This window comes from Serratia sp. GW822-FHT06D09, assembly GCF_058799515.1.
The window spans coordinates 20,849-43,973 of record NZ_JBXALO010000007.1 but is presented as its reverse complement, the minus strand read 5'-3'; the positions used below and the strand labels follow the sequence as shown (position 1 = coordinate 43,973).

The following is a 23,125-nucleotide window of genomic DNA, read 5'->3' as shown; positions in this document are numbered from 1 at the left end:
AACGCCTGCTTTCTCCTCCTTCTTGCCAAAATTCACCTAAGCTTATCTCAGCAATTTCCATCAAAGAGATAAGAAAAAATGAATGAACCACTGGATTTACTCGGCGTCGGCCTTGGCCCTTTCAACCTCAGCCTGGCGGCGTTGGCCTATGAAAGTGGTGCACTGAATTATGCCTTTCTCGATCGCAACGCCAGCTTCCGTTGGCATCCCGGCATGCTGCTCCCTTCCGCCTATATGCAGACCTATGTGTTGCAGGACCTGGTTACGGCGGTAACGCCTCGCAGCCAATTCTCCTTTATCAATTACCTGGTCGAGCAGAAAAAAATTTATCGTTTTCTGATTACCGAACAGCAAATTATCAGCCGCGAAGAGTTCTCCGACTATTTGAGCTGGGCCTGTAATAGATTAGAAGGGTTACAGTTTTCGCAGTCGGTTGAAAGCATCGATTTTGACGATGAAAAACAGCTGTTCAAAGTACGCACCCGCGACCAAACCCTGTGGGCGAAGAATATCTGTCTGGGCACCGGCCACGACCCCTGGCTGCCTGAGGAGTTTTATCCGGCGCTGGGTGAAAACTGCCTGCATGCCGCCGAAATCGGCCTGCGTAATCCGGATCTGACCGGTAAGCGGGTGGCGGTGATTGGCGGCGGCCAAAGCGGTGCCGATATTTTTCTGAACGCGCTGCGGGGGCACTGGGGCGAACCGGCACAGCTCGACTGGATTTCCCGTCGGCCCAATTTTCAGCCGCTGGACGAGTCTGCCTTCACCAATGAATATTTCACCCCGGAGTACGTCGATTATTTTTATACGCTGCCGCAGGATATCCGCGAGCGCGAACTCAAGACTCAGAAACTGCCGGCCGACGGTATTAGTAACCATACGCTACGTACTTTGTACCGGGAGCTTTATATGCGTTTCGATGTGATGCACCAGCCGCGCAACGTGCGTCTTTTGCCGCATCGCACTCTGCTGGCGATCGAGCCGACAGGCAAAGGGTTCCAATTGCGCACCCGACACGGTCTTGAAAATCGCCAGGAAGGATTCAATGCCGATGTCGTCATTTTAGCAACCGGTTATCGCCCTTCACTCCCTGCCTATTTAAAACCCCTGTTGCCACGCATTCCTTTCGACGACCAACAACACTTGCCGTTACTGCCCGATTTTAACCTCGAATGGCAGGGGCCTGAGCAGAATCGCATTTATGCGGTGAATGCCGGTATCCACAGCCACGGCAGCGCGGAAGGCGGGCTCAGCCTGATGGCCTGGCGCTCAGCACGCATTCTGAATCATCTGCTCGGTAAACCCCATTTTGATCTGGCACCAAACGCCTCGCTGATCCAATGGTGGAGCGGCGCTGCCCCGGACGATGATATTACTCAAACAAATAAATAGGATAAAACGCATACTGTTTTTTGATGATAAATCCTCGACTTATGCTTAATCTAACTCCCCTGCGTTTTCAGCGACCCCTCTGGTATGGAGTGAATAATGGCGTGTCATTTTGCCCGATGGATCCCCACGTCCACCGCACTGGATACCCGGAGGCTCTCCGCCGAGGTCGTTGCTGCTACCACCGCTTTTTCCATTAAACGCCGCCAACGCTTTCTGCAGGGGCGCATCCTGCTCGCCGAAATGATGTTTTATCTCTACGGTCTGCCGACATTGCCCCCCATCGCTACCACACCTACCGGCCGTCCCTGTTTTGTCGACAACCACCTGCCCGATTTCAGCCTGGCCTACGCCAGCGATACGGTAGGGGTTTTGTTAAGCGATGAAGGCAGGGTGGGGCTGGATATTGAAGTCATGCGCGCACGGGGCGGGCAACAGAAAAGGCTGCAAGACCAATTTCAAACGCCGGCAGAAAGTGCCTGGATCAGTGCGCAATACGATCGGCTGGAGGCGGAAACGCAGCTGTGGAGCATCCGTCAAAGCGTGTTGAAAATTTCCGGCCTGGGTAACAGCGGGCAATCGTCGCTGCTGCTGCACCCTTTTTCCGGCCACCTGCGATCCAGCATCACCCCCCAGGTTCAGGTGATGAGCGATGCCGACGAATATCTGAGCTGGGCTTGCGCGCGCGAACCCAGCCTGGAACGTCTGGTATGCTGGCAGTATGAAGCCAATAAAGGCCTGCAGAAAAACGGCGAGATCTCTCCACGAGCACCGGCCAGTTCCACCCGCTTTATCAAACTGACCAGCCTGGCACTTCACCGCTGACATCGGCCGCTTACCCTGCGACGAACCCCTGAGATAAAACTTTCTTTAACGCATAAATTCCTGCATTAAACTGTAAAGTCAGCTAAATATTCAGCAATCATCTATTCTCTCCTGCAGCTTTGCCCTACTATCTCCTGATGTTCTAAGCTGAATCTGTTCATTCGAAAGGGAGAATCACCATGTCAGACCAAGCATTAAAAATCGTTACCCTGCTCGGCAGCCTGCGTAAAGGCTCGTACAACGCCATGGTCGCCAATGCCCTACCGGGCCTTGCGCCACAAGGCGTCACCATCGAAGCGCTTCCTTCAATCCGTGATATCCCGCTGTATGATGCCGATGTGCAACAGGAAGAAGGTTTCCCTGCTGCAGTGGAAGCGATCGCAGAGCAAATCCGTCAGGCGGACGGCGTTATCATCGTTACCCCGGAATATAACTACTCGGTGCCGGGCGGGTTAAAAAACGCCATCGACTGGCTGTCTCGCCTGCCGAACCAGCCGTTAGCCGGTAAACCCGTAGCCATTCAGACCAGCTCTATGGGACCGATTGGCGGCGCGCGCTGCCAGTATCACCTGCGCCAGATCCTGGTGTTTCTCGATGCCATGGTGATGAACAAACCGGAATTTATGGGCGGCGTGATCCAGAATAAAGTGGATGCTCAGGCTGGGGAGTTGATTGATCAGGGCACGCTGGACTTCCTCACCGGCCAGCTGTCCGCATTCAGTGATTATATTCGTCGACTGAAGTAAGATTATTTTACAGACGCCTTCGGCAGAAAATTGACTGAAGGCGTCATTCTTATGAGAGATCACTTTATAACCCATTAAAATTAAAGTCATAAAATTATGTATTTTCTCATTTTAGCCATATTACTGGCTTTCATCACCAGACCATTATCAGCCGCAGAAATGCGTTATCCCGCCGGAGAAGAGCCGATCGAGCTGCCGGTACATAGCCCTTTGAATGCCCAATACCCACGCACCGCCCAGGGCCAGGAAGACAAAAAGATCGCGGCCATGTCGCTGTACCTGACGCTGATGCGCGAAGACGGGCGGAACATATGGGCCCCCTATCAACTGGCGGCCTCTTCGGCGGAAAAGGGCCAAACCGAACTTGCGGAGCGCTATCTGCAGCTGAGTGCCGATCGCGGGTTGTGGTATTACTACAACCTGTTGGAGGACGACGCTTTCAATAGCATTCAGCACAGCAGGACCTATCAATCAATATTGGCGGTCACCAAAGCCCGCTACCTGCAACATGCGCATTGGTACGAAGGCAAAGCCAGCTACGCCATTCCTGAAGGCACACCGCCTGCCGGCGGCTGGCCAACGGTGGTGTACCTGCATACCTACGGCAAGAGCGCCGGTATCACCCCCGAAGAGCGTTTGTTGTTTAGCGAGATGGGCGTGGCCTATGTTGAGATCAACGGTACCCAGATGCTGTCGGAGAACAGCTTCCGCTGGTCGAATTACAGTGACGAAAGCACCCAAAGCGCGATCCGGCGGGCTTTGCAACCGGCCGCAGAACTAAAACTCAACCCGCAGCAGGTCTACCTCACCGCCCGTGGGCAAGGAGCGCTGCACGCGGCCAATCTGCTGGCCAAATATCCCCAGCTATATGCCGGCGCGATGCTGATCGCCCCCAATGGTGAGATCAAGCAGGCCCAGCAATCGCTGGCGACCAATAAGCGCTTGGTGGTGGCGTATTACGATCGGCAAAACTTCAGCGATCAGGCGCTGGCGATGCATTTCGCCAATTTGTTCAGTGAGAATAACCAGGTAGAAACGCTGCATTTTTCTCAGGGAGAGAACCCTGACGGCGGCTGGCAGGCCCGTTTTAAACGGCCTTTACAGTGGATGTTGCAGCAGGCGCCCGACGCAACGCCGGGTGCCTAAAAGATAACAGGGCCGACCAGCGTCGGCCCTTGCCGTATTAATGGCCGTCTACAAACACAATTTTCAGCACAAACAGCAGCGCCACCACCACCACGCATGGGCTGATTTCGCGCCAGCGACCGGTCCCCAGCTTCATCACGCAATAGGAAATAAAGCCGAGCGCAATGCCTTCGGTGATCGAGAAGCTGAATGGCATCATCACTGCCGTGACGAACGCCGGAACGGCTTCGGTCAGGTCATCCCACTTCACCCGCGCCAAACTTGATGTCATCAGCACGCCAACGTAGATCAGCGCGCCGGCTGCGGCATAAGCCGGCACCATACCCGCCAACGGCGACAGGAAAATCACCAACAGGAACAGGATACCGGTTACCACAGCGGTCAGGCCGGTACGGCCGCCGACAGACACCCCGGCGGAGCTTTCAATGTAGGCGGTAACCGAAGAAGTGCCGACAAAGGAACCGGCTACCGAACTGATGCTGTCGACATACAGCGCCTGCTTCATGCGCGGGAACTTACCCTTGTCGTCAGTCAGCCCGGCCTTGTCGGTTACGCCAATCAAGGTACCAGAGGAGTCAAACAGGTTGACCAGCATAAAGGAGAAAATCACCCCGGCCAGCCCAATATTCAGCGCCCCGGCCAGATCAACCTGACCCACTACCGACGTGATGTTAGGAGGCATCGAGAATACGCCGCCGTATTTCACATCGCCCAACGCCCAGCCGATCAGCGTGGTCACCACGATAGAAATCAGCACTGCCGCATGGAAGTTACGTGAAGACAATACCGCGATGATAAAGAAGCCCAGCGCACCCAGCAGCACGTTGTGCGATGTCAGACTGCCGATGGTCACCAGCGTGTCCGGGTTAGCCACCACGATACCGGCATTTTTCAGCCCCATCATGCCGATAAACAGACCGATACCGCTGGTAATGCCCACCCGCAGGCTCATCGGAATATTGGCAATCATCCAGTAGCGTACGCGGAAAATGGTCAGCAGCAATAAACCGACTGCCCCCCAGAAAATGGCACCCATGCCGATCTGCCATGAGATGCCCATTGCACCGACCACCACAAACGCGAAGAACGCATTGAGGCCCATCGCCGGTGCCAGCGCTACCGGCAGGTTCGCCAGCAGGCCCATGAAAATGCTGCCGAAAGCGGCAATCAGACAGGTTGTCACGAACACCGCCTGCGTATCCATGCCCGCCGCGCCCAGGATTTGGGGGTTAACGAACACGATATACACCATGGTCAAAAAGGTAGTAATACCGGCAATCGTTTCCGTACGCGCCGTAGTGCCATGTTGCTTGAGTTTAAACACGCGCCCAAGCAAGCCTTGCTCGACGTCAAGGCCAGATACTGGTTTGCTCATTATCAGAATTCCGAAGAGGGGAATGGACAGTCGCCAGCTATCCTATACCCAAAATAATTGGAGTCGCATCACGGCGGCAAGAACGCGAATCCCCAAGAGCTTACTCAAGTAAGTGACTGGGGTGAGCGTTCGCAGCCAACACAGATGCGGTTTCAAGTATGCCGGGTATATAACAAAAAGTCAGGGTTTTGATGCTGATCACAGGTTTTTTTCGCCGTCTTTACGGCTATAAACCCCAACAGGTTGTATTTGCTGATATTCATCGGAAAACCAGGATTCAGGAGTCGCAATCCTGCCTGATGCGGTTAAAGTGGCATTATCGCTGTTGACTCGAAGGACACTGACGCTGATGAACCAGATTGACTGTATTTTGTTTGATTGCGACGGCACGCTGGTGGACAGCGAAGTGCTGTGCAGCAAAGCCTATGTGCACATGTTTGCCCACTTCGGCATCCACCTGTCGCTGGACGACGTGTTCAGAAGATTCAAAGGAGTGAAGCTGTACGAAATTATCGAACAGGTTAATGCAGAACAGGGCACCACGCTGGCAAAGGAAGAGCTTGAACCGCTGTACCGCCAGGAAGTGGCCCGCTTGTTCGATAGCGAGCTGCAACAAATCGCCGGGGCGCGTGAACTGCTGGCGCAGGTGAAGGTGCCGATGTGCACCGTTTCCAACGGCCCGGTCAGCAAAATGCAACACTCGCTCGGCCTGACCGATATGCTGCACTATTTTGATGACCGGTTGTTCAGCGGCTATGACATCCAACGCTGGAAGCCGGATCCGGCCATTGTGTTCCACGCCGCCGAAAAAATGCAGGTGCCGGTGGAGCGCTGCATCCTGGTGGACGATTCCGCCGCCGGAGCACAGGCAGGGATCGCCGCCGGGATCCCGGTGTTTTACTTCTGCGCCGATCCGCACAATAAACCTATCGATCACCCCTTGGTCACCGTATTCGACAATCTGGCGCAATTGCCGGCGCTCTGGCGTGAACGCGGCTGGCAGCTGACTAACTAGCCGGCAACGGCGGTTTGTTGCGCCACCAGCGCCATGACCGTTTTACAGCCCGGGTCTGCGGGCTGTAGCGGCGATTGATCGCATTGGCCAGCAGATCCAACGCCAGGCAGAACACGAAGTACACCAACGCGATAAACAGGAATACCTCCATCGGATACACCATGCTGCGGTTGTTGACCTGTGTCGCCAGAAAGGTCAGCTCACTGACACCAACGATATAGGCCAGGGAGGTGTCCTTGATCAGCGAAATCCACTGGTTGATAAACGACGGCACCATCATGCGCAGCGCCTGCGGCAGCACTATCAACCACAGCGTTTGCCAGCGGGTTAGCCCCAACGATAACCCGGCCTGCCACTGCCCCGGCCCGATGGCGGCAATGCCGGCTTTCACCGCATGCGCCAGATAGGCGGAGGCGATCAACGCCAGAGCGCAAACCACCGTGGTAATTTCCGGAATATCTACGCCAAAAACGATGGGCAGCAGGAAATAGGTCCAGAAAATCAGCATGATCACCGGAATTGCGCGGAAAAAGCCCAAAACCGCCGCCAACAGCCCGGCCACCACGCCGCGTGACATCGCCAATGCCACCCCCAACAGCGTACCGAGAATAGCCGAAGCCACCCCCGCCATCAGGCTGATAGCCAGTGTCAGCGCCGCGCCCCCCAGCGGCCCATCCGGCCAGGTGCCCCACAGCAGATATCCCAGGTTGTCGTAAATGATGCTGAAATCCATCTTAATGTCCTCCCAGCGGTTTACGCTGCTGCCGCCACATGCCCCAGCCTTCCAATAGCGCAATGATGGCGATATACAACACCGTCGCCACGCCAAAGGCCTGGAAGGTGCGTAGCGTCTCGGTTTCTACCTGACGCGAAGCATAGGAAAGTTCAGCGACGCCGATCGCCATGGTCAGCGAGGAGTTTTTTATTACGTTCATGTATTGGCCCAGTAGCGGCGGCATGGCAATTTTCAGCGCCTGCGGCAGCACCACATAACGCATGGCCTGCCATCCGGTCAGCCCCAGCGCGTTGGCGGCGTACTTTTGTCCGCTGGCGACACCACGGATGCCGGAGCGGATCTCTTCAGCGATAAAAGCGGTGGAGTAAAGCGTCAGGCCGAAGAACCCGGCCAGAAATTCAAATGAGGGCCACTCAAGCGGGCCGATGTGGTGTGGCGTATTCAGCCACTGCATGGCGGCAGACGGCAAAATCTGCCCGGCGGCGAAATACCAGAAGAACAGCTGCACCAGCAGCGGCGTATTGCGAAACAATGAGCTGTAACCGACCGCCAGCCAACGCAGCACCCTCAGGCGGCTGTCCCGCATCGCCGTCAGTAAAAACCCCAACAGCGTGGCTGCCAGGCTCGCACAGGCGGAAAGCCACAGCGTCAGCAGGAAGCCATCCCATAACCAGCTCAGATACTGCGGCGCCAGCAGCCAGTCTGAGAGTTGTTGCAGATTCATGCCTAATCCTTGTTTTGCACCATGCGCCAAGGGCGCAGCAAGCTGCGCCCCTCCGTTCTGACTTCACGACCCCGCAGAATCAGGCCTTAGGCTGCTGATCCAGGGGTGCGATGGTGAAATCGCCGCGCGGTTGAGCCGTTTTGGTTTCCGGCCCGAACCAGCGATTGTAGATTTTCACCGCTTCGCCGTCTTTTTCCAGTTTGATCAGCGTGTCGTTAACGCTGGCGGTCAGGCGATCTTCGCCTTTGGGAATGCCGACTCCCTGGTACTCTTTGGTAATGCTGAACGGCGAGATCTCGAAGTCAGCTTTCTGGGCGGCCGGCAGGTTGCCGAGCAGGCCCACCAGCTTGGCGTCATCCTGGGTGATCGCCTGCACGTTACCGTTACGCAGCGCCACGAACGCCAGCGGGGTATCGTCGTAAGAGATCACTTTCGCCGTCGGATAATGTTCACGCAGGGTAATTTCCTGCACCGTGCCTTTGTCCGCGCCAATGCGCAGCTTTTTGATGTCTTCCGGGGTTTTCAGTACGCCTTTATGGGCGATAAATTTCTGGCCGGTGGCGAAATACGGCACGCTGAAGTTCACTTCCTTGGCACGCTCGTCGGTAATGGTGAAGTTAGCGGCAATCAGGTCGACCTTTTTCGAGACCAGCAAAGGAATACGGTTGGCCGGGTTGGTGGCTCGCAGCTCAACCTTCACGCCCAGCGCTTTGCCGATCGCATCGGCGACATCCACATCGTAACCCACCAGCTTTTTGCTTTGCGGGTCGATATAACCGAACGGCGGATTGCTGTCGAACACCGCGATACGCACTACGCCGGCTTTCTTGATGTCGTCGAGTTTGTCCGCATGCGCGGCACCGGTGGCGAGGCTGGTCAGGCTGGCTAATAAGGTTAAGGCCAAAGCGCGATGTTTCATGGGGAGCTCCTAAGGGTTGATGTCCTGCTGGCTGCTAAGCTAGCAAGACCCTCTTAGGTCAGGAAATAATATAAAAAGCTATATTTATAACCTTTTTGTCTTTAAGGGTTTTAAACAGCATAAAGGCGCAGTTTTCTGCGCCTTCAGGGGTAACTCTCGGGGGAAATTACTCTTTTTTATCGTCTTTTCCGTCGGATGACAGCAGCTTTTCCAGCGCGTCGCCACCGATATGACGGAAGTCCTGACCTTTGACGAAATAGAAGATAAATTCGCAAATGTTCTGGCAGCGGTCACCGATACGCTCGATCGAACGGGCACAGAATAACGCGGTCAGCACGCTTGGGATAGTACGCGTATCTTCCATCATGTAGGTCATCAACTGGCGTACGATGCCCTCATATTCCTGATCGACCTTCCGGTCTTCGCGGTAAATGCGGATAGCTTCATCCAAATCCATGCGCGCGAAGGCGTCCAGCACGTCGTGCAGCATCTGCACGGTATGGCGACCAAGCGACTCCAGGCTGACCAGCAGTGGCTGGTGCTGGTGCGAGAATTTCTCCAGCGCGGTGCGGCAAATCTTGTCCGCCACGTCGCCGATGCGTTCCAGCTCGGAAATGGTTTTGATGATCGCCATCACCAGACGCAGGTCGCTGGCGGTCGGCTGGCGTTTGGCGATGATCCGCACGCAGGCTTCGTCAATCGCCACTTCCATCATATTGACCTTGGCGTCGCCTTCGATCACGCGTTTGGCCAATTCACCGTCCTGATTGTGCATCGCGGTGATAGCGTCGGTCAGTTGCTGTTCCACCAGCCCGCCCATGGTCAATACCTGGGTGCGGATATGCTCCAGTTCTGCGTTGAACTGGCCGGAAATGTGCTTATTTAAATTCAGGTTATCCATGATGCATCCTATCAACCATAACGGCCGGTGATGTAGTCTTCGGTCTGTTTTTTCTGTGGCGCGGTGAACAGGTTATCAGTATCACTGAACTCGATCAGTTCGCCCAGATACATAAATGCCGTGGAGTCGGAGCAACGCGCGGCCTGCTGCATGTTGTGGGTTACGATCACCACGGTGTAGTCAGACTTCAGTTCGCTGATCAGCTCTTCAATCTTACCGGTGGAAATCGGATCCAGCGCCGAGCAAGGTTCGTCCAGCAATAACACGTCCGGACGAATGGCAATGCCGCGGGCGATGCACAGACGTTGCTGCTGGCCACCCGACAGGCTGTAACCGCTCTGGTGCAGCTTGTCCTTGGTTTCGTTCCACAGCGCCGCCTTGGTCAAGGCCCACTGCACACGCTCATCCATGTCGGCACGTGACAGCTTTTCAAACAGGCGCACGCCGAAGGCGATATTGTCGTAAATCGACATCGGGAACGGCGTCGGCTTCTGGAACACCATGCCGACCTTGGCACGCAGCAGTGCGATATCCGAGTTGTCGGTCAGAATGTTCTGCCCATCCAGCAGAATGCCACCTTCGGCACGCTGCTCGGGGTACAGCTGATACATTTTGTTGAAGGTGCGCAGCAGGGTAGATTTGCCGCAGCCGGACGGGCCGATAAACGCGGTGACCTTGTTCTTGGCGATATCCAGCGTGATGTTTTTCAGCGCATGGAATTTGCCATAGTAGAAGTTCAGATCGCGTACCTGAATTTTGCTGCTGGAAGCGTCAGTAACCATACTCATCAAGACTTCTCTCTTTTTATCAGCGCCGCCACGGCAGCGCTCAAAATTTTATGAATGCTTTTTCTTGGCGAAAACCACACGCGCCAGGATATTCAGTAGCAGTACGCACAGGGTTATCAACAGCACCCCGGCCCAGGCCAGCTCTTGCCATTCGGCGAACGGGCTCATGGCGAATTTGAAAATGGTCACCGGCAGGTTGGCGATCGGCTGCATCAGATCGGTGCTCCAGAACTGATTCGACAGCGAGGTAAACAGCAACGGTGCGGTTTCCCCTGCGATACGCGCAATCGCCAGCAGCACGCCGGTGATGATGCCGGAGACCGAGGCTTTCAACGTGATGGCGGAAATCATGCGCCATTTCGGCGTGCCCAGCGCATAAGCGGCTTCGCGCAGCGTATCCGGCACCAGCTTCAGCATATTCTCGGTGGTACGGATCACGATCGGTACCTGCAACAGCGCCAACGCGATGATCCCGGCCCAACCGGAGAAGTGTTCCATCTTCGCCACCACGATGGTGTACACGAACAGGCCCACAACAATCGACGGTGCCGATAACAGAATGTCGTTAATAAAACGGATGACTTCCGCCAGCCAGGATTTACGGCCATATTCCGCCAGGTAAATCCCCGCCATGATGCCCAGCGGCGTACCGAACACGGTAGCCCACAGGATCAACAGGCCGCTACCGGCGATGGCGTTTGCCAGGCCACCGCCCGCGGTATTCGGCGGCGGAGTCATTTCGGTGAACAGCGCCAGCGACATGCCGTCGATGCCCTTGGTCACGGTGGAGAACAGGATCCACACCAGCCAGAACAGGCCAAACACCATGGTCGCCATCGACAGGAACAGCGCCAGTCGGTTCTTCTGGCGGCGCCAGGCCTGCATTTTGCGGCGGCTTTCCAGCAGCGCTACGCTATTTTGCATATCCATAGTCGTCACGTTAGCGTCCCTCACTCTTTGCCAGGCGCATCACCATCAGCTTCGACAGCGCCAGCACGATAAAGGTGATAACAAACAGAATCAGCCCCAACTCCATCAACGCGGCGGTGTGCACGCCCGACTCCGCTTCGGCGAATTCGTTGGCCAGTGCAGAGGTGATGCTGTTGCCCGGCATATACAGTGAAGCGCTGTCGAGCTGGTAGGTATTACCGATGATGAAGGTCACCGCCATGGTTTCCCCCAGCGCACGGCCCAAGCCGAGCATTACACCGCCAATCACGCCATTCTTGGTAAACGGCAATACGATGCGCCAAATCACTTCCCAGGTGGTGCAGCCGATGCCATAGGCCGACTCTTTCATCATCACCGGGGTTTGTTCGAACACGTCGCGCATTACGGCGGCGATATAAGGAATAATCATAATCGCCAGGATCACCCCGGCAGCCAGAATACCGATACCGAACGCCGGGCCAGAGAACAGCTCACCGACAATCGGAATGCCGGACAGCACCTCGCCAACCGGGGTCTGGAAATATTCGGCAAACAGCGGGGCGAACACGAACAGGCCCCACATGCCATAAACGATACTCGGGATCGCCGCCAGCAGTTCAATGGCGATACCCAGCGGGCGCCTCAGCCAGTTTGGTGCCAGCTCGGTCAGGAACAGCGCAATGCCGAAGCTGACGGGTACGGCGATAATCAATGCGATCAGCGAGGTGACGACGGTGCCGTAGATCGGTACCAGGGCGCCAAACTGCTCAGCAGGCGCGTCCCATTCTTTGGTCCACAGGAAGGAGAAACCGAATTTCTGTATGCTCGGCCAGGAGGCGAAGATCAGCGAAACAATAATGCCGCCCAGCAACAATAGGGTAATCAGCGCCGCCAGTTTAACCAGCGCGCTGAAGATGACGTCACCATTTTTACTCGGTGCTTTAATGGTCGGCTTGTACTCAGCCATAGATCACTCTCTGTGTTAACCCTGGCAGGCCCAACCTGAATTGAGCCCTGAAAAACTGAGTGGGGCGCGCCGAATCACGCGCCCCTGCGTTGTTAGTACAGCGCTTTACCGGAACTGTCTTTTACGTTGGTTTTCCATGCTGCACGCACCTGCTCGATAACTTCGTTCGGCAGCGTGGCGTAATCCAGGTCGTTAGCCTGCTTGGCGCCGGTTTTATACGCCCAGTCAAAGAACTTCAGAACTTCGGTGCCCTGAGCCGGGTTTTTCTGCTCTTTGTGCACCAGGATGAAGGTGGTGGAGGTGATTGGCCAGGCGTTGTCACCTTTCTGGTTAGTCAGGTCCTGGGCGAAGGTTTTGCTCCAGTCAACGCCTTTAGCGGCGGCGCTGAAGCTCTCTTCTGTTGGGCTAACCGCTTTGCCGTCGGCAGAAATCAGCTTGGTGTAGGCCAGGTTGTTTTGTTTGGCATACGCGTATTCAACGTAACCGATGGAGCCTGGCAGACGCTGTACGAATGCGGCGATGCCGTCATTGCCCTTGCCGCCCAGACCGGTTGGCCAGTTAACGGTAGAACCTGCACCGATTTTCTCTTTCCACTGCGCGTTGGCTTTAGACAGATAGCTGGTGAACACGAAAGAGGTGCCTGAACCGTCCGCGCGACGAACAACCGCAATGTTCTGATCCGGCAGCTTGACGCCTGGGTTCAGCTTGGTGATCGCCGGGTCGTTCCATTTTTTCACGTTGCCCAGGTAGATATCACCCAGGGTTTTCCCATCCAGGGTCAGCTCACCGGATTTGATGCCCGGGATGTTAACGGCCAGCACCACGCCACCGATCACGGTAGGGAACTGGAACAGGCCATCGGCCGCCAGCTTGTCATCACTCAAAGGTGCATCGGAGGCACCAAAGTCAACGGTATTGGCGACGATTTGCTTCACGCCACCAGAAGAGCCGATGCCCTGATAGTTAACTTTGTTGCCGGTTTCTTTCTGATAAGAATCTGCCCACTTGGCATAAACCGGAGCGGGGAATGTCGCACCTGCACCGGTCAGGCTAGCAGCAGCGAACGCGGACACGGCGGTCAGGGAGAAAGTCGCTGCCACAATACTGGCGACGGTGGTACGCATCAGTTTCATAATCCCTCCTAATGGGATATTCAAAAATCGACTTTGAGTCGTTTTCATCAGAGTAAGTATTGCTGCAGGAGGGAAAATAGGACAGTTTGGTGACAGTAAAATGTACGAAATATGACAGTTATATTACAGTGAGAGCACGGATGTGATTACTCTATAAAAATCAAACCATTAAACATAAAACCACTCAGTAATTAATCAATAAAAAAACCCTTTCCATCGCCGCTATCCGTTTGAATATGACAACTTTTATCTCCGCTGTAGCACTCTTGTCATATTTGATCCCGTTATGAAAAAAGCCGGCACAGTGGCCGGCTTTTAGAGATTAACAGCAGCGGATTACTCTACGGTGACAGACTTAGCCAGGTTACGCGGCTGGTCAACATCGGTACCTTTGATCAACGCCACATGGTAAGACAGCAGCTGCAACGGCACGGTGTAGAAGATAGGGGCCACGATTTCTTCTACGTGCGGCAATGGAATGATGGTCATCCCTTCGCTGCTGACGAAACCGGCATCCTGATCGGCGAACACGTACAGCTGGCCACCGCGCGCGCGAACTTCTTCGATGTTGGATTTCAGTTTTTCCAACAGTTCGTTGTTCGGCGCCACCACGATCACCGGCATATCGGCATCGATCAACGCCAGCGGGCCGTGCTTCAATTCACCGGCCGCATAGGCTTCCGCGTGAATGTAGGAGATCTCTTTCAGCTTCAGCGCACCCTCCATGGCAATCGGGTACTGATCGCCACGGCCGAGGAACAGCGCGTGGTGCTTGTCGGAGAAGCCCTCCGCCAGCGCTTCAATGCTTTTGTCCAGCGACAGCATCTGTTCGATACGCGCCGGCAACGCCTGCAGGCCGTGTACGATTTCATGCTCAACGCTTTCCGCCATGCCTTTCAGACGGCCCAAACGCGCCACCAGCATCAACAACACCGCCAACTGGGTGGTGAAGGCCTTGGTAGAGGCCACGCCAATTTCGGTCCCGGCCTTGGTCATCAGCGCCAAATCGGATTCACGCACCAGCGAAGAACCGGCCACGTTACACACCGCCAACGAACCGAGGTAGCCCAATTCCTTCGACAGGCGCAGCGCCGCCAGGGTATCGGCGGTTTCGCCGGACTGTGACAGCGTGATGATCAGGCTGCCCGGACGCACGGCAGATTTGCGGTAACGGAATTCAGACGCGATCTCGACGTCGCAAGGCACACCGGCCAGAGATTCGAACCAATAGCGAGCAACCATGCCAGAGTGGTATGACGTACCGCAGGCAATGATCTGCACATGCTGCACCTTCGCCAGCAGCTCATCGGCTCGCGGGCCCAGCTCGCTCAGGTTGATTTGGCCATGGCTGAAACGCCCTTCCAGGGTGTTTTTCAGCGCCAGCGGCTGTTCGTAAATCTCTTTTTGCATGTAATGGCGGTAAGCGCCTTTATCACCGGCGTCGTATTGCACTTGAGATTCAATCTCAGGGCGTTCAACGGCGTTACCCTGTTTGTCGAAAATGTTGACGGTGCGGCGGGTCATTTCCACCACGTCGCCTTCTTCCAGGAAGATAAAGCGACGGGTCACCGGCAGCAGCGCCAGTTGGTCGGATGCCAAGAAGTTTTCACCCACGCCGCGGCCGATCACCAGCGGGCTGCCGGAACGCGCTGCCACCAGCACGCTCGGGTCGCGGCTATCCATTACCACGGTGCCGTAGGCGCCACGCAGCTGTGGGATCACGCGCTGCACCACTTCCAGCAAGCTGCCGCCCTGGCGCTGTTCCCAATGCACCAGGTGAGCAATCACCTCGGTATCGGTCTCGGAGCTGAAGTGATAGCCCCGTTCGATCAGCAATTCACGCAGCGGTTCGTGGTTTTCGATGATGCCGTTATGCACCACGGTAATGTAATCAGAAACATGCGGGTGCGCATTCGCTTCGGTAGGTTCACCGTGCGTTGCCCAGCGGGTGTGAGCAATACCGGTGCCGCCGTGCAAGGGATGTTGTTCCGCGGCTTCGGCCAGTTTATTGACCTTGCCCACGCGGCGTAAACGGTTAACGTTGCCTTCCGCATCCACCACTGCCAAACCGGCTGAGTCATAGCCACGGTACTCAAGGCGGCGTAAACCTTCCAACAGGATCTCTGCAATATCACGTTGCGCTACTGCGCCTATAATTCCACACATCAGTTGTATTCCTAATTAAACGCCTTTCGGGGCGCTTTCGATGTCTTGACCTGATTTTGCCGGTTTTTACCGTGCGTCCCCGAGCCTGTAGAGAATGGGGATTATTATGTTTTGTATTGGGCTCTACATTGGAGCGCAATACAAAACATATTCTTTCTACTACATGCTGCCGCCCAATAGATTTCGAGTTGCAGCTAGGCGGCAAATGTCAGGATCCCCAGGAGCTTACTCAAGTAAGTGACTGGGGTTCTGGCATGAAGCCAACAACGCTGCAGCTCGAAAGATGAAGGGCTATCTCTTTTTCACCGGACGCTGCCAACCCTGAATGTGCACCTGCTTAACGCGGCTCAGCACCAGTTCGTCCTCGCCGATATCACGGGTAACCGTAGTGCCAGCGGCGATGGTAGAGCCTTTGCCGACGGAGACCGGTGCCACCAGTTGGGTATCGGAACCAACAAACACGCCGTCGCCAATAATGGTTTTATGCTTGTTGGCGCCATCATAGTTACAGGTGATAGTACCGGCGCCGATATTCACATCGTCACCAATCTCGGCATCGCCCAGATAGCTCAGATGGCCCGCCTTGGAACCTTTGCCCAAGCGTGCTTTTTTCATTTCGACGAAGTTACCGACATGGGCGCCCACCGCCAGCTCTGCCCCCGGACGAAGACGGGCGAATGGCCCCACGGTGCATTCCGCTGCCAGCACCGCATCTTCCAATACGCTATACGGGCTGATCTCGCAGTCGTCGCCAATTACGCAGTTTTTCAGCACGCAGCCGGCACCGATTTTCACGCGGTCGCCCAGCTTGACCGAACCTTCAATAATCACGTTGGCATCAATAGAGATGTCGCGACCGTGCACAAGTTCCCCGCGCAGATCAAAACGCGCCGGATCCAACAGCATTACGCCGGCCAGCAGCAACTTTTCAGATTGTTCTGCCTGATAAATGCGCTCAAGTCGCGACAGCTGCAGGCGGTTATTCACGCCTTCCACTTCACTCAGGCGAGATGGATGGACCGCCTCAATTTTCTTGCCGTCGGCATGTGCCAACGCGATGATATCGGTGATATAGAACTCACCCTGCGCGTTGTCGTTGTTCAACATCCCCAGCCAGCGCTTCAGATCGCGCCCGTTGGCCACCAGGATACCGGTATTGATTTCATTGATCTGACGCTGGGCTTCGCTGGCATCCTTGTGCTCAACAATTCCCACCACCGTATCCTGCTCGCGCACGATACGACCGTAACCGCTTGGATCAGCCAGTTTTACGGTCAGCAGACCAATACCGCCCTGTGGCTTCGCCGCCAGCAGGCGCTGCAGGGTATCGACAGAGATCAGCGGAACGTCACCGTACAGCATCAGCACGTCTTCATCATCGGCAAAATGCGGTGCAGCCTGCTGCATGGCGTGGCCGGTCCCCAACTGCTCGGCCTGCAGCACCCAGTTCAGCGCACTGTCGGTCAGGGTCTTTTTCAGCAACTCACCGCCGTGGCCGTAGACCAAATGGACGTTGTGCGCGCCCAGTTTCATCGCGGCATCAATGACGTGCTGCACCATCGGCTTACCGGCCAATGGATGTAACACCTTGGGAAGATCGGAATACATGCGTGTTCCCTTGCCCGCGGCGAGGATCACCACACTCATTGCGCTGTTCGACATAAGCAACCTGATAACTCCATTTTGATAGACGAAAGTAGAACTCTTTAGTGACGATATTACTACATATTTCTCTGCACGAACCCGGCGCAGGCCATGGGGCACTAGGCGCGCCACAGTTAACATTCAGATAACCCCAGTCTGGGTGGAACTGTCGGCGATCGGAGACATTTTTAGCCTCTCTCGAGGGTTATACATCACAATGCCCACCGGGTTGAAACGCTTATTTTAAAGCAAAAAAAAAGCGACCAAATAGGCCGCTTTCTTAATTTTGGTTGCGTTATGCACGCGCCAAAATGTTACATCGCTCTTCTGGTGAGCTCGATAACGCGCAGTTTTGCGATCGCTTTCGCCAGTTCCGCAGATGCCTGAGCATAGTCGACATCGCCATGAGAGCTACGGATGTGCTCTTCAGCTTTACGCTTAGCTTCCAGCGCTCTCGCTTCGTCGAGGTCCGTTCCACGGATGGCAGTGTCCGCCAACACGGTGACCACGCTCGGCTGTACCTCAAGGATACCGCCGGACAGGTAGATGAACTCTTCTTCACCGTGCTGTTTAACAATACGCACCATGCCAGGCTTGATGGCAGTCAGCAGCGGCGCATGGCCAGGGAAAATCCCCAGTTCGCCTTCGCTACCTGTCACCTGGATCTTTTGCACCAGGCCGGAAAACATATGTTTTTCCGCGCTGACTACATCCAGATGGTAAGTCATAGCCATATCACCCTCCTCTCAAGGCGTTACAGTTTCTTGGCTTTTTCCACTGCTTCTTCAATGGCGCCAACCATGTAGAACGCTTGTTCAGGCAGGTGGTCATAGTCGCCGTCCATAATGCCTTTGAAACCACGAATGGTGTCTTTCAGCGATACGAACTTGCCCGGAGAACCGGTGAAGACTTCTGCCACGAAGAACGGCTGAGACAGGAAGCGTTGGATTTTACGCGCACGGGATACGACCAGTTTGTCATCTTCTGACAGCTCGTCCATACCCAGGATTGCGATGATATCTTTCAGTTCCTGGTAGCGTTGCAGAATAGACTGCACGCCACGCGCTACATCGTAGTGCTCCTGGCCAACTACCAGCGGATCCAGCTGACGGCTGGTGGAATCCAGCGGGTCAACGGCCGGGTAGATACCCAGAGAAGCGATATTACGGCTCAGTACCACGGTTGCATCCAAGTGAGCAAAGGTGGTGGCTGGTGACGGGTCAGTCAAGTCATCCGCAGGAACGTAAACGGCCTGTACGGAAGTGATAGAACCGGTCTTGGTAGAGGTGATACGTTCTTGCAGAACGCCCATCTCTTCCGCCAGCGTTGGCTGATAACCTACCGCAGATGGCATACGGCCCAGAAGTGCGGACACTTCGGTACCGGCCAGGGTATAACGGTAAATGTTATCAACGAACAGCAGAACGTCGCGGCCTTCGTCACGGAATTTCTCCGCCATGGTCAGACCGGTCAGAGCAACGCGCAGACGGTTACCCGGTGGCTCGTTCATCTGGCCGTAAACCAGGGATACTTTGTCCAGTACGTTGGAGTCGTTCATTTCGTGGTAGAAGTCGTTACCCTCACGAGTACGCTCACCCACGCCTGCAAACACGGAATAACCGGAGTGCTCGATCGCGATGTTACGGATCAGCTCCATCATGTTTACGGTTTTACCCACACCAGCACCACCGAACAGACCAACTTTACCGCCCTTAGCGAACGGACAAATCAGGTCCATAACCTTGATACCGGTTTCCAGCAGATCCTGGGAGTTGGACAAATCTTCGTAGCTTGGCGCCGGACGGTGAATCGCCCAACGTTCTTCTTCGCCGATGTCGCCTTTCATGTCGATTGGTTCACCCAATACGTTCATGATACGGCCCAGGGTAGCTTTACCTACCGGTACTTCAATTGGGTGTTCCAGATCGTTCACTTTCAGACCGCGGCGCAGACCATCTGAGGTCCCCATCGCGATACAGCGAACTACGCCACCGCCCAACTGCTGCTGAACTTCCAGCACCAGCTTCTCGGTACCGTTTTCTACCTCAAGAGCATTGTACACTTTTGGTACGGCATCCTGAGGGAACTCGACGTCCACTACGGCGCCGATTACCTGGATAATCTTTCCAGTAGCCATCTTGAATCCTCTACGTAATTCGTAAACCTAGCTTAAACCGCGGAGGCTCCCGAAACGATCTCGGTGAGTTCCTGAGTGATGCTGGCCTGACGAGCCTTGTTGTATACCAACTGCAGCTCTTTGATCAGGCTACCGCCGTTATCGGTTGCGGCTTTCATCGCTACCATTCGTGCGGCCTGCTCGCTGGCCAGGTTTTCCACGACGCCCTGATAAACTTGCGATTCCACATAGCGGCGCAGCAAGGTATCAAGCAGCACTTTTGGATCGGGTTCATACAGGTAATCCCAAGATTTTTTCTTCAGCTCACCGTCATCGGAAGGCGGCAACGGCAGCAGCTGAATAATCTGTGGTTCCTGGGACATCGTATTGATAAATTTGTTGCTGACAATGTACAGCTTGTCCAAACGACCTTCGTCGTAGGCTTGCAGCATCACTTTCACCGGACCGATCAGTTCCGACAGGGAAGGTTTATCCCCCATGCCGGTAACCTGGGCAACCACGTTGCCGCCCACGGAACCAAAGAAAGAGGCCGCTTTAGAGCCAATCAGCGCCAAATCAACTTCAACGCCTTTTTCGGACCAGCCTTTCATCTCTGCCAACAGACGCTTGAACAGGTTGATGTTCAAGCCGCCACAGAGACCACGGTCAGTAGACACCACCAGATACCCGACGCGCTTAACGTCACGCTCATCCAGGTACGGGTGCTTATATTCCAGATTACCCAACGCAAGGTGACCAATCACTTTGCGCATGGTCTCTGCATAAGGACGGCTGGCCGCCATGCGTTCCTGCGATTTACGCATTTTGGAGGCGGCGACCATTTCCATCGCTTTAGTGATCTTTTGCGTGTTTTGCACGCTCGCGATCTTACTACGTATCTCTTTTGCGCCGGCCATCTCTGCTTCTCCTCATTGCCAGACGGCCTGCTGTCTTTCAACTGCAGGCCGCTGAGCGTTACCAGGACTGGGTTTTCTTGAAGGTCTCGAGGACGGCTTTCAGTTTGCCCTCGATCTCATCGTTGAAATTGCCAGTTTGGTTGATGTGGTTCAGCAACTCGGCATGCTCGCGGTCTGCGTAAGCAACCAGCGCGGCTTCGAAGCTCACGACTTTCGCGACTTCAACGTCGTTCAGGTAGCCACGTTCTGCGGCAAACAGCACCAGAGACTGTTGTGCGACGGACATCGGCGCATACTGTTTCTGTTTCAGCAGCTCGGTCACTTTCTGACCGTGGCTCAGCTGTTTGCGGGTCGCATCATCCAGATCGGAAGCGAACTGAGAGAACGCAGCCAGTTCACGGTACTGTGCCAGCGCGGTACGAATACCACCGGACAGTTTTTTCATGATCTTGGTTTGCGCTGCACCGCCCACACGGGATACGGAGATACCCGGGTTAACCGCCGGACGAATACCGGAGTTAAACAGGTTGGATTCCAGGAAGATCTGACCATCGGTAATCGAGATTACGTTGGTCGGAACGAACGCGGAAACGTCACCTGCCTGGGTTTCAATGATCGGCAGAGCGGTCAGTGAACCGGTTTGGCCTTTGACTTCACCTTTGGTGAAGGCTTCAACGTAGTCGGCGTTAACACGCGCAGCACGCTCCAGCAAACGGGAGTGGAGGTAGAATACGTCGCCTGGGTAAGCTTCACGACCTGGTGGACGACGAAGCAGCAGGGAAATCTGACGGTAAGCAACGGCCTGTTTGGACAGGTCATCATAAACGATCAGTGCATCTTCACCGCGGTCACGGAAGTATTCGCCCATCGCACAACCGGCATAAGGCGCCAGGTATTGCAGTGCAGCGGATTCAGACGCGGTAGCAACCACAACGATGGTGTTTGCCAGTGCGCCGTGCTCTTCCAGCTTGCGCACCACGTTAGCGATGGTAGACGCTTTCTGGCCGATAGCCACGTAAACACATTTGATGCCGGAGTCGCGTTGGTTGATGATCGCATCGATAGCCAGAGCGGTTTTACCGGTCTGACGGTCACCGATCACCAGCTCACGCTGGCCACGGCCGATTGGGATCATGGCGTCGACAGATTTGTAGCCAGTTTGAACCGGCTGATCTACGGACTGACGCTCGATAACACCAGGGGCGATAGCTTCAACCGGGGAGAAACCGTCGTTATCAACCGGGCCTTTACCGTCGATAGGTGCACCCAGGGTGTTAACTACACGGCCCAGCAGGCCACGGCCAACCGGAACTTCCAGAATACGGCCGGTACATTTTACCTTCATGCCTTCGGCCAGATCCGAGTACGGACCCATAACCACGGCACCTACGGAGTCACGCTCCAGGTTCAATGCGATTGCGTAACGGTTGCCTGGCAGTGCGATCATTTCGCCCTGCATAACTTCGGCCAGACCGTGTACGCGGATGATCCCGTCGCTGACGGAAACAATAGTACCTTCATTGTGAGCTTCGCTCACCACATTGAACTGAGCAATGCGCTGCTTGATCAGTTCGCTGATTTCGGTGGAATTCAGTTGCATGCTCCAGTCCCCTTAAGACTGCAAGACGTCTGTCAGGCGTTCAAGACGACCGCGAACGCTGCCATCAATCACCATATCGCCAGCACGGATAATTACGCCGGCCAGTACAGACTTGTCAATTTTGCAATTCAGCTTAACTTTGCGTGACAGACGTTTTTCCATCGCAGCGGCAATATTAGCCTGCTGTTTGTCGCTCAGTGCGCTCGCAGAGAGCACGTCGACTTCGACGGTGGATTCCAGCAAGGCGCGCAGTTCGTTGAACTGCTGCAGCACGGCAGGAAGAACCAGTAAACGTCCATTTTCGGCCATTACACGGATAAAGTTCTGGCCATGTTCGTCGAGTTGATCGCCACATACCGCGATGAACGTCTTGGACAGCGTCTCTGGCGCCATAGCGCCAGACAGCAGTTCAGAAATCTGTTCATTGCGAGTGACATCAGCAGCAAACGCCAGCATATCTTGCCAGCGCTCTACGCTTTGATGCTCAACGGCAAAGTCAAAAGCTGCTTTGGCGTAGGGGCGAGCTACAGTTACAAATTCAGACATCAGCCCCTCCCTCCTTACAGTTCAGCGACCAGTTTATCAACGATGTCGCTGTTAGCAGCTTCATCCACGGAACGTTCGATGATCTTCTCGGCGCCGGCAATTGCCAGCATCGCGACTTGCTTACGCAACTCTTCACGAGCGCGCTTACGTTCGGCTTCGATCTCAGCCTGAGCCTGCGCCACGATTTTGTTACGTTCCTGCTCGGCTTCGGCTTTCGCTTCATCCATGATCTGAGCTTTGCGTTTGTTTGCTTGCTCGATGATCACCTGAGCTTCTGCTTTAGCAGTTTTCAGCTGGTCGGTCGCATTGGCTTGCGCTAAGTCCAAATCTTTTTTGGCACGTTCTGCAGAAGCGAGACCGTCAGCAATTTCTCCCTGACGCTTCTCGATGGCTGCCATAATCGGCGGCCATACATACTTCATGCAGAACCAGACAAACAGAACGAACGCGATGGCCTGGCCGAGGATTGTTGCGTTAAGATTCACAGCACAATGCCTCTTTAAAAGTTAATAGTGTGGTTTCAGTGTAGAGAAATTCTCTAC

22 protein-coding genes are annotated in these 23,125 nt (G+C 55.0%); 5 read left to right on the top strand and 17 right to left on the bottom strand.

The features are described from left to right. The first annotated feature begins 78 nt into the window (after nucleotides 1–78). The 4 genes from AC1RKG_RS17125 to AC1RKG_RS17110 all read left to right on the top strand — a co-directional run bounded on the left by AC1RKG_RS17125 (nucleotide 79) and on the right by AC1RKG_RS17110 (nucleotide 4,106). Nucleotides 79–1,392, top strand: a complete 1,314-nt coding sequence (locus AC1RKG_RS17125; RefSeq protein ID WP_128864785.1) for a lysine N(6)-hydroxylase/L-ornithine N(5)-oxygenase family protein — start codon at nucleotides 79–81, stop codon at nucleotides 1,390–1,392. A 96-nt stretch (nucleotides 1,393–1,488) separates the two neighbouring features. Next, entirely contained in the window at nucleotides 1,489–2,214 is a 726-nt protein-coding gene (locus AC1RKG_RS17120; RefSeq protein WP_122080492.1) for a 4'-phosphopantetheinyl transferase family protein, read from the top strand. Between the two features lie 179 nt (nucleotides 2,215–2,393). Next, entirely contained in the window at nucleotides 2,394–2,960 is a 567-nt protein-coding gene (locus AC1RKG_RS17115; protein WP_020837735.1) for an NADPH-dependent FMN reductase, read from the top strand. 96 nt (nucleotides 2,961–3,056) lie between these two features. After that, nucleotides 3,057–4,106 carry an alpha/beta hydrolase gene (locus AC1RKG_RS17110; protein ID WP_041415130.1) on the top strand — a complete coding sequence of 350 codons (1,050 nt, stop codon included), beginning with the start codon at nucleotides 3,057–3,059 and terminating at the stop codon, nucleotides 4,104–4,106. Between the two features lie 37 nt (nucleotides 4,107–4,143). On the opposite strand, the gene AC1RKG_RS17105 is transcribed toward AC1RKG_RS17110, so the two are convergent. Continuing rightward, nucleotides 4,144–5,481 (bottom strand): NCS2 family permease, encoded by a 1,338-nt coding sequence (locus AC1RKG_RS17105; protein WP_020837732.1) that lies wholly within the window; start codon nucleotides 5,479–5,481, stop codon nucleotides 4,144–4,146. Between the two features lie 349 nt (nucleotides 5,482–5,830). Here AC1RKG_RS17105 and yieH point away from each other — a divergent pair, with 349 nt between their 5' ends. Continuing rightward, complete coding sequence (gene yieH, locus AC1RKG_RS17100) at nucleotides 5,831–6,496, top strand: 6-phosphogluconate phosphatase (protein ID WP_116691522.1); 666 nt, start codon at nucleotides 5,831–5,833, stop codon at nucleotides 6,494–6,496. Here yieH and AC1RKG_RS17095 read toward each other — a convergent pair. The 16 genes from AC1RKG_RS17095 to atpF form a co-directional block, all read right to left on the bottom strand. Next, nucleotides 6,489–7,229, bottom strand: a complete 741-nt coding sequence (locus AC1RKG_RS17095) for an amino acid ABC transporter permease (protein ID WP_116691523.1) — start codon at nucleotides 7,227–7,229, stop codon at nucleotides 6,489–6,491. The two genes, yieH and AC1RKG_RS17095, sit on opposite strands and share 8 nt — an antisense overlap. A 1-nt stretch (nucleotide 7,230) precedes the next feature. Further along, complete coding sequence (locus tag AC1RKG_RS17090; RefSeq protein ID WP_020837727.1) at nucleotides 7,231–7,956, bottom strand: amino acid ABC transporter permease; 726 nt, start codon at nucleotides 7,954–7,956, stop codon at nucleotides 7,231–7,233. 79 nt (nucleotides 7,957–8,035) lie between these two features. Further along, nucleotides 8,036–8,875, bottom strand: coding sequence for an ABC transporter substrate-binding protein (locus AC1RKG_RS17085; RefSeq protein ID WP_044554285.1), 840 nt, complete (start codon nucleotides 8,873–8,875; stop codon nucleotides 8,036–8,038). 166 nt (nucleotides 8,876–9,041) lie between these two features. Next, the gene (gene phoU / locus AC1RKG_RS17080) at nucleotides 9,042–9,776 is read right to left on the bottom strand and encodes a phosphate signaling complex protein PhoU (RefSeq protein WP_020837725.1); all 735 of its coding nucleotides are present in this window, start codon (nucleotides 9,774–9,776) and stop codon (nucleotides 9,042–9,044) included. An 11-nt stretch (nucleotides 9,777–9,787) separates the two neighbouring features. Continuing rightward, nucleotides 9,788–10,558, bottom strand: coding sequence for a phosphate ABC transporter ATP-binding protein PstB (pstB, locus tag AC1RKG_RS17075; RefSeq protein WP_369982368.1), 771 nt, complete (start codon nucleotides 10,556–10,558; stop codon nucleotides 9,788–9,790). A 54-nt stretch (nucleotides 10,559–10,612) separates the two neighbouring features. Then, nucleotides 10,613–11,503 (bottom strand): phosphate ABC transporter permease PstA, encoded by an 891-nt coding sequence (pstA, locus tag AC1RKG_RS17070; protein ID WP_041415128.1) that lies wholly within the window; start codon nucleotides 11,501–11,503, stop codon nucleotides 10,613–10,615. A gap of 1 nt (nucleotide 11,504) precedes the next feature. Further along, nucleotides 11,505–12,461: a phosphate ABC transporter permease PstC gene (pstC, locus tag AC1RKG_RS17065; protein WP_044554283.1), complete on the bottom strand. Its 957-nt coding sequence runs from the start codon at nucleotides 12,459–12,461 to the stop codon at nucleotides 11,505–11,507. A gap of 92 nt (nucleotides 12,462–12,553) precedes the next feature. Continuing rightward, on the bottom strand, nucleotides 12,554–13,594 hold the full coding sequence (gene pstS / locus AC1RKG_RS17060) for a phosphate ABC transporter substrate-binding protein PstS (RefSeq protein WP_020837719.1): 1,041 nt from the start codon (nucleotides 13,592–13,594) through the stop codon (nucleotides 12,554–12,556). A gap of 336 nt (nucleotides 13,595–13,930) precedes the next feature. Next, on the bottom strand, nucleotides 13,931–15,760 hold the full coding sequence (glmS, locus tag AC1RKG_RS17055; RefSeq protein WP_493183513.1) for a glutamine--fructose-6-phosphate transaminase (isomerizing): 1,830 nt from the start codon (nucleotides 15,758–15,760) through the stop codon (nucleotides 13,931–13,933). Between the two features lie 291 nt (nucleotides 15,761–16,051). Beyond that, entirely contained in the window at nucleotides 16,052–17,422 is a 1,371-nt protein-coding gene (glmU, locus tag AC1RKG_RS17050; RefSeq protein ID WP_493183512.1) for a bifunctional UDP-N-acetylglucosamine diphosphorylase/glucosamine-1-phosphate N-acetyltransferase GlmU, read from the bottom strand. 296 nt (nucleotides 17,423–17,718) lie between these two features. After that, nucleotides 17,719–18,138 (bottom strand): F0F1 ATP synthase subunit epsilon, encoded by a 420-nt coding sequence (locus AC1RKG_RS17045; RefSeq protein ID WP_020837715.1) that lies wholly within the window; start codon nucleotides 18,136–18,138, stop codon nucleotides 17,719–17,721. Between the two features lie 20 nt (nucleotides 18,139–18,158). Beyond that, entirely contained in the window at nucleotides 18,159–19,541 is a 1,383-nt protein-coding gene (gene atpD / locus AC1RKG_RS17040; RefSeq protein ID WP_020837712.1) for a F0F1 ATP synthase subunit beta, read from the bottom strand. Between the two features lie 32 nt (nucleotides 19,542–19,573). After that, nucleotides 19,574–20,437, bottom strand: coding sequence for a F0F1 ATP synthase subunit gamma (gene atpG, locus AC1RKG_RS17035; RefSeq protein WP_020837711.1), 864 nt, complete (start codon nucleotides 20,435–20,437; stop codon nucleotides 19,574–19,576). Between the two features lie 58 nt (nucleotides 20,438–20,495). Then, nucleotides 20,496–22,037, bottom strand: a complete 1,542-nt coding sequence (atpA, locus tag AC1RKG_RS17030) for a F0F1 ATP synthase subunit alpha (protein ID WP_020837710.1) — start codon at nucleotides 22,035–22,037, stop codon at nucleotides 20,496–20,498. Between the two features lie 12 nt (nucleotides 22,038–22,049). After that, nucleotides 22,050–22,583: a F0F1 ATP synthase subunit delta gene (gene atpH / locus AC1RKG_RS17025; protein WP_020837709.1), complete on the bottom strand. Its 534-nt coding sequence runs from the start codon at nucleotides 22,581–22,583 to the stop codon at nucleotides 22,050–22,052. A 14-nt stretch (nucleotides 22,584–22,597) separates the two neighbouring features. Continuing rightward, complete coding sequence (gene atpF / locus AC1RKG_RS17020; RefSeq protein WP_004950476.1) at nucleotides 22,598–23,068, bottom strand: F0F1 ATP synthase subunit B; 471 nt, start codon at nucleotides 23,066–23,068, stop codon at nucleotides 22,598–22,600. Nucleotides 23,069–23,125: the final 57 nt, after the last annotated feature.

What these genes read in the sequence shown, in the direction of transcription:
- AC1RKG_RS17110 (WP_041415130.1), top strand. Translation starts at nt 3,057, where the DNA reads ATGTATTTTCTCATTTTAGCCATATTACTGGCTTTCATCACCAGACCA.
- glmS (WP_493183513.1), bottom strand. Translation starts at nt 15,760, where the DNA reads ATGTGTGGAATTATAGGCGCAGTAGCGCAACGTGATATTGCAGAGATC.
- phoU (WP_020837725.1), bottom strand. Translation starts at nt 9,776, where the DNA reads ATGGATAACCTGAATTTAAATAAGCACATTTCCGGCCAGTTCAACGCA.
- pstB (WP_369982368.1), bottom strand. Translation starts at nt 10,558, where the DNA reads ATGGTTACTGACGCTTCCAGCAGCAAAATTCAGGTACGCGATCTGAAC.
- AC1RKG_RS17105 (WP_020837732.1), bottom strand. Translation starts at nt 5,481, where the DNA reads ATGAGCAAACCAGTATCTGGCCTTGACGTCGAGCAAGGCTTGCTTGGG.
- AC1RKG_RS17085 (WP_044554285.1), bottom strand. Translation starts at nt 8,875, where the DNA reads ATGAAACATCGCGCTTTGGCCTTAACCTTATTAGCCAGCCTGACCAGC.
- AC1RKG_RS17115 (WP_020837735.1), top strand. Translation starts at nt 2,394, where the DNA reads ATGTCAGACCAAGCATTAAAAATCGTTACCCTGCTCGGCAGCCTGCGT.
- AC1RKG_RS17125 (WP_128864785.1), top strand. Translation starts at nt 79, where the DNA reads ATGAATGAACCACTGGATTTACTCGGCGTCGGCCTTGGCCCTTTCAAC.
- AC1RKG_RS17095 (WP_116691523.1), bottom strand. Translation starts at nt 7,229, where the DNA reads ATGGATTTCAGCATCATTTACGACAACCTGGGATATCTGCTGTGGGGC.
- yieH (WP_116691522.1), top strand. Translation starts at nt 5,831, where the DNA reads ATGAACCAGATTGACTGTATTTTGTTTGATTGCGACGGCACGCTGGTG.
- atpG (WP_020837711.1), bottom strand. Translation starts at nt 20,437, where the DNA reads ATGGCCGGCGCAAAAGAGATACGTAGTAAGATCGCGAGCGTGCAAAAC.
- pstC (WP_044554283.1), bottom strand. Translation starts at nt 12,461, where the DNA reads ATGGCTGAGTACAAGCCGACCATTAAAGCACCGAGTAAAAATGGTGAC.
- AC1RKG_RS17045 (WP_020837715.1), bottom strand. Translation starts at nt 18,138, where the DNA reads ATGGCTATGACTTACCATCTGGATGTAGTCAGCGCGGAAAAACATATG.
- atpD (WP_020837712.1), bottom strand. Translation starts at nt 19,541, where the DNA reads ATGGCTACTGGAAAGATTATCCAGGTAATCGGCGCCGTAGTGGACGTC.
- atpH (WP_020837709.1), bottom strand. Translation starts at nt 22,583, where the DNA reads ATGTCTGAATTTGTAACTGTAGCTCGCCCCTACGCCAAAGCAGCTTTT.
- AC1RKG_RS17120 (WP_122080492.1), top strand. Translation starts at nt 1,489, where the DNA reads ATGGCGTGTCATTTTGCCCGATGGATCCCCACGTCCACCGCACTGGAT.
- glmU (WP_493183512.1), bottom strand. Translation starts at nt 17,422, where the DNA reads ATGTCGAACAGCGCAATGAGTGTGGTGATCCTCGCCGCGGGCAAGGGA.
- atpA (WP_020837710.1), bottom strand. Translation starts at nt 22,037, where the DNA reads ATGCAACTGAATTCCACCGAAATCAGCGAACTGATCAAGCAGCGCATT.
- AC1RKG_RS17090 (WP_020837727.1), bottom strand. Translation starts at nt 7,956, where the DNA reads ATGAATCTGCAACAACTCTCAGACTGGCTGCTGGCGCCGCAGTATCTG.
- pstS (WP_020837719.1), bottom strand. Translation starts at nt 13,594, where the DNA reads ATGAAACTGATGCGTACCACCGTCGCCAGTATTGTGGCAGCGACTTTC.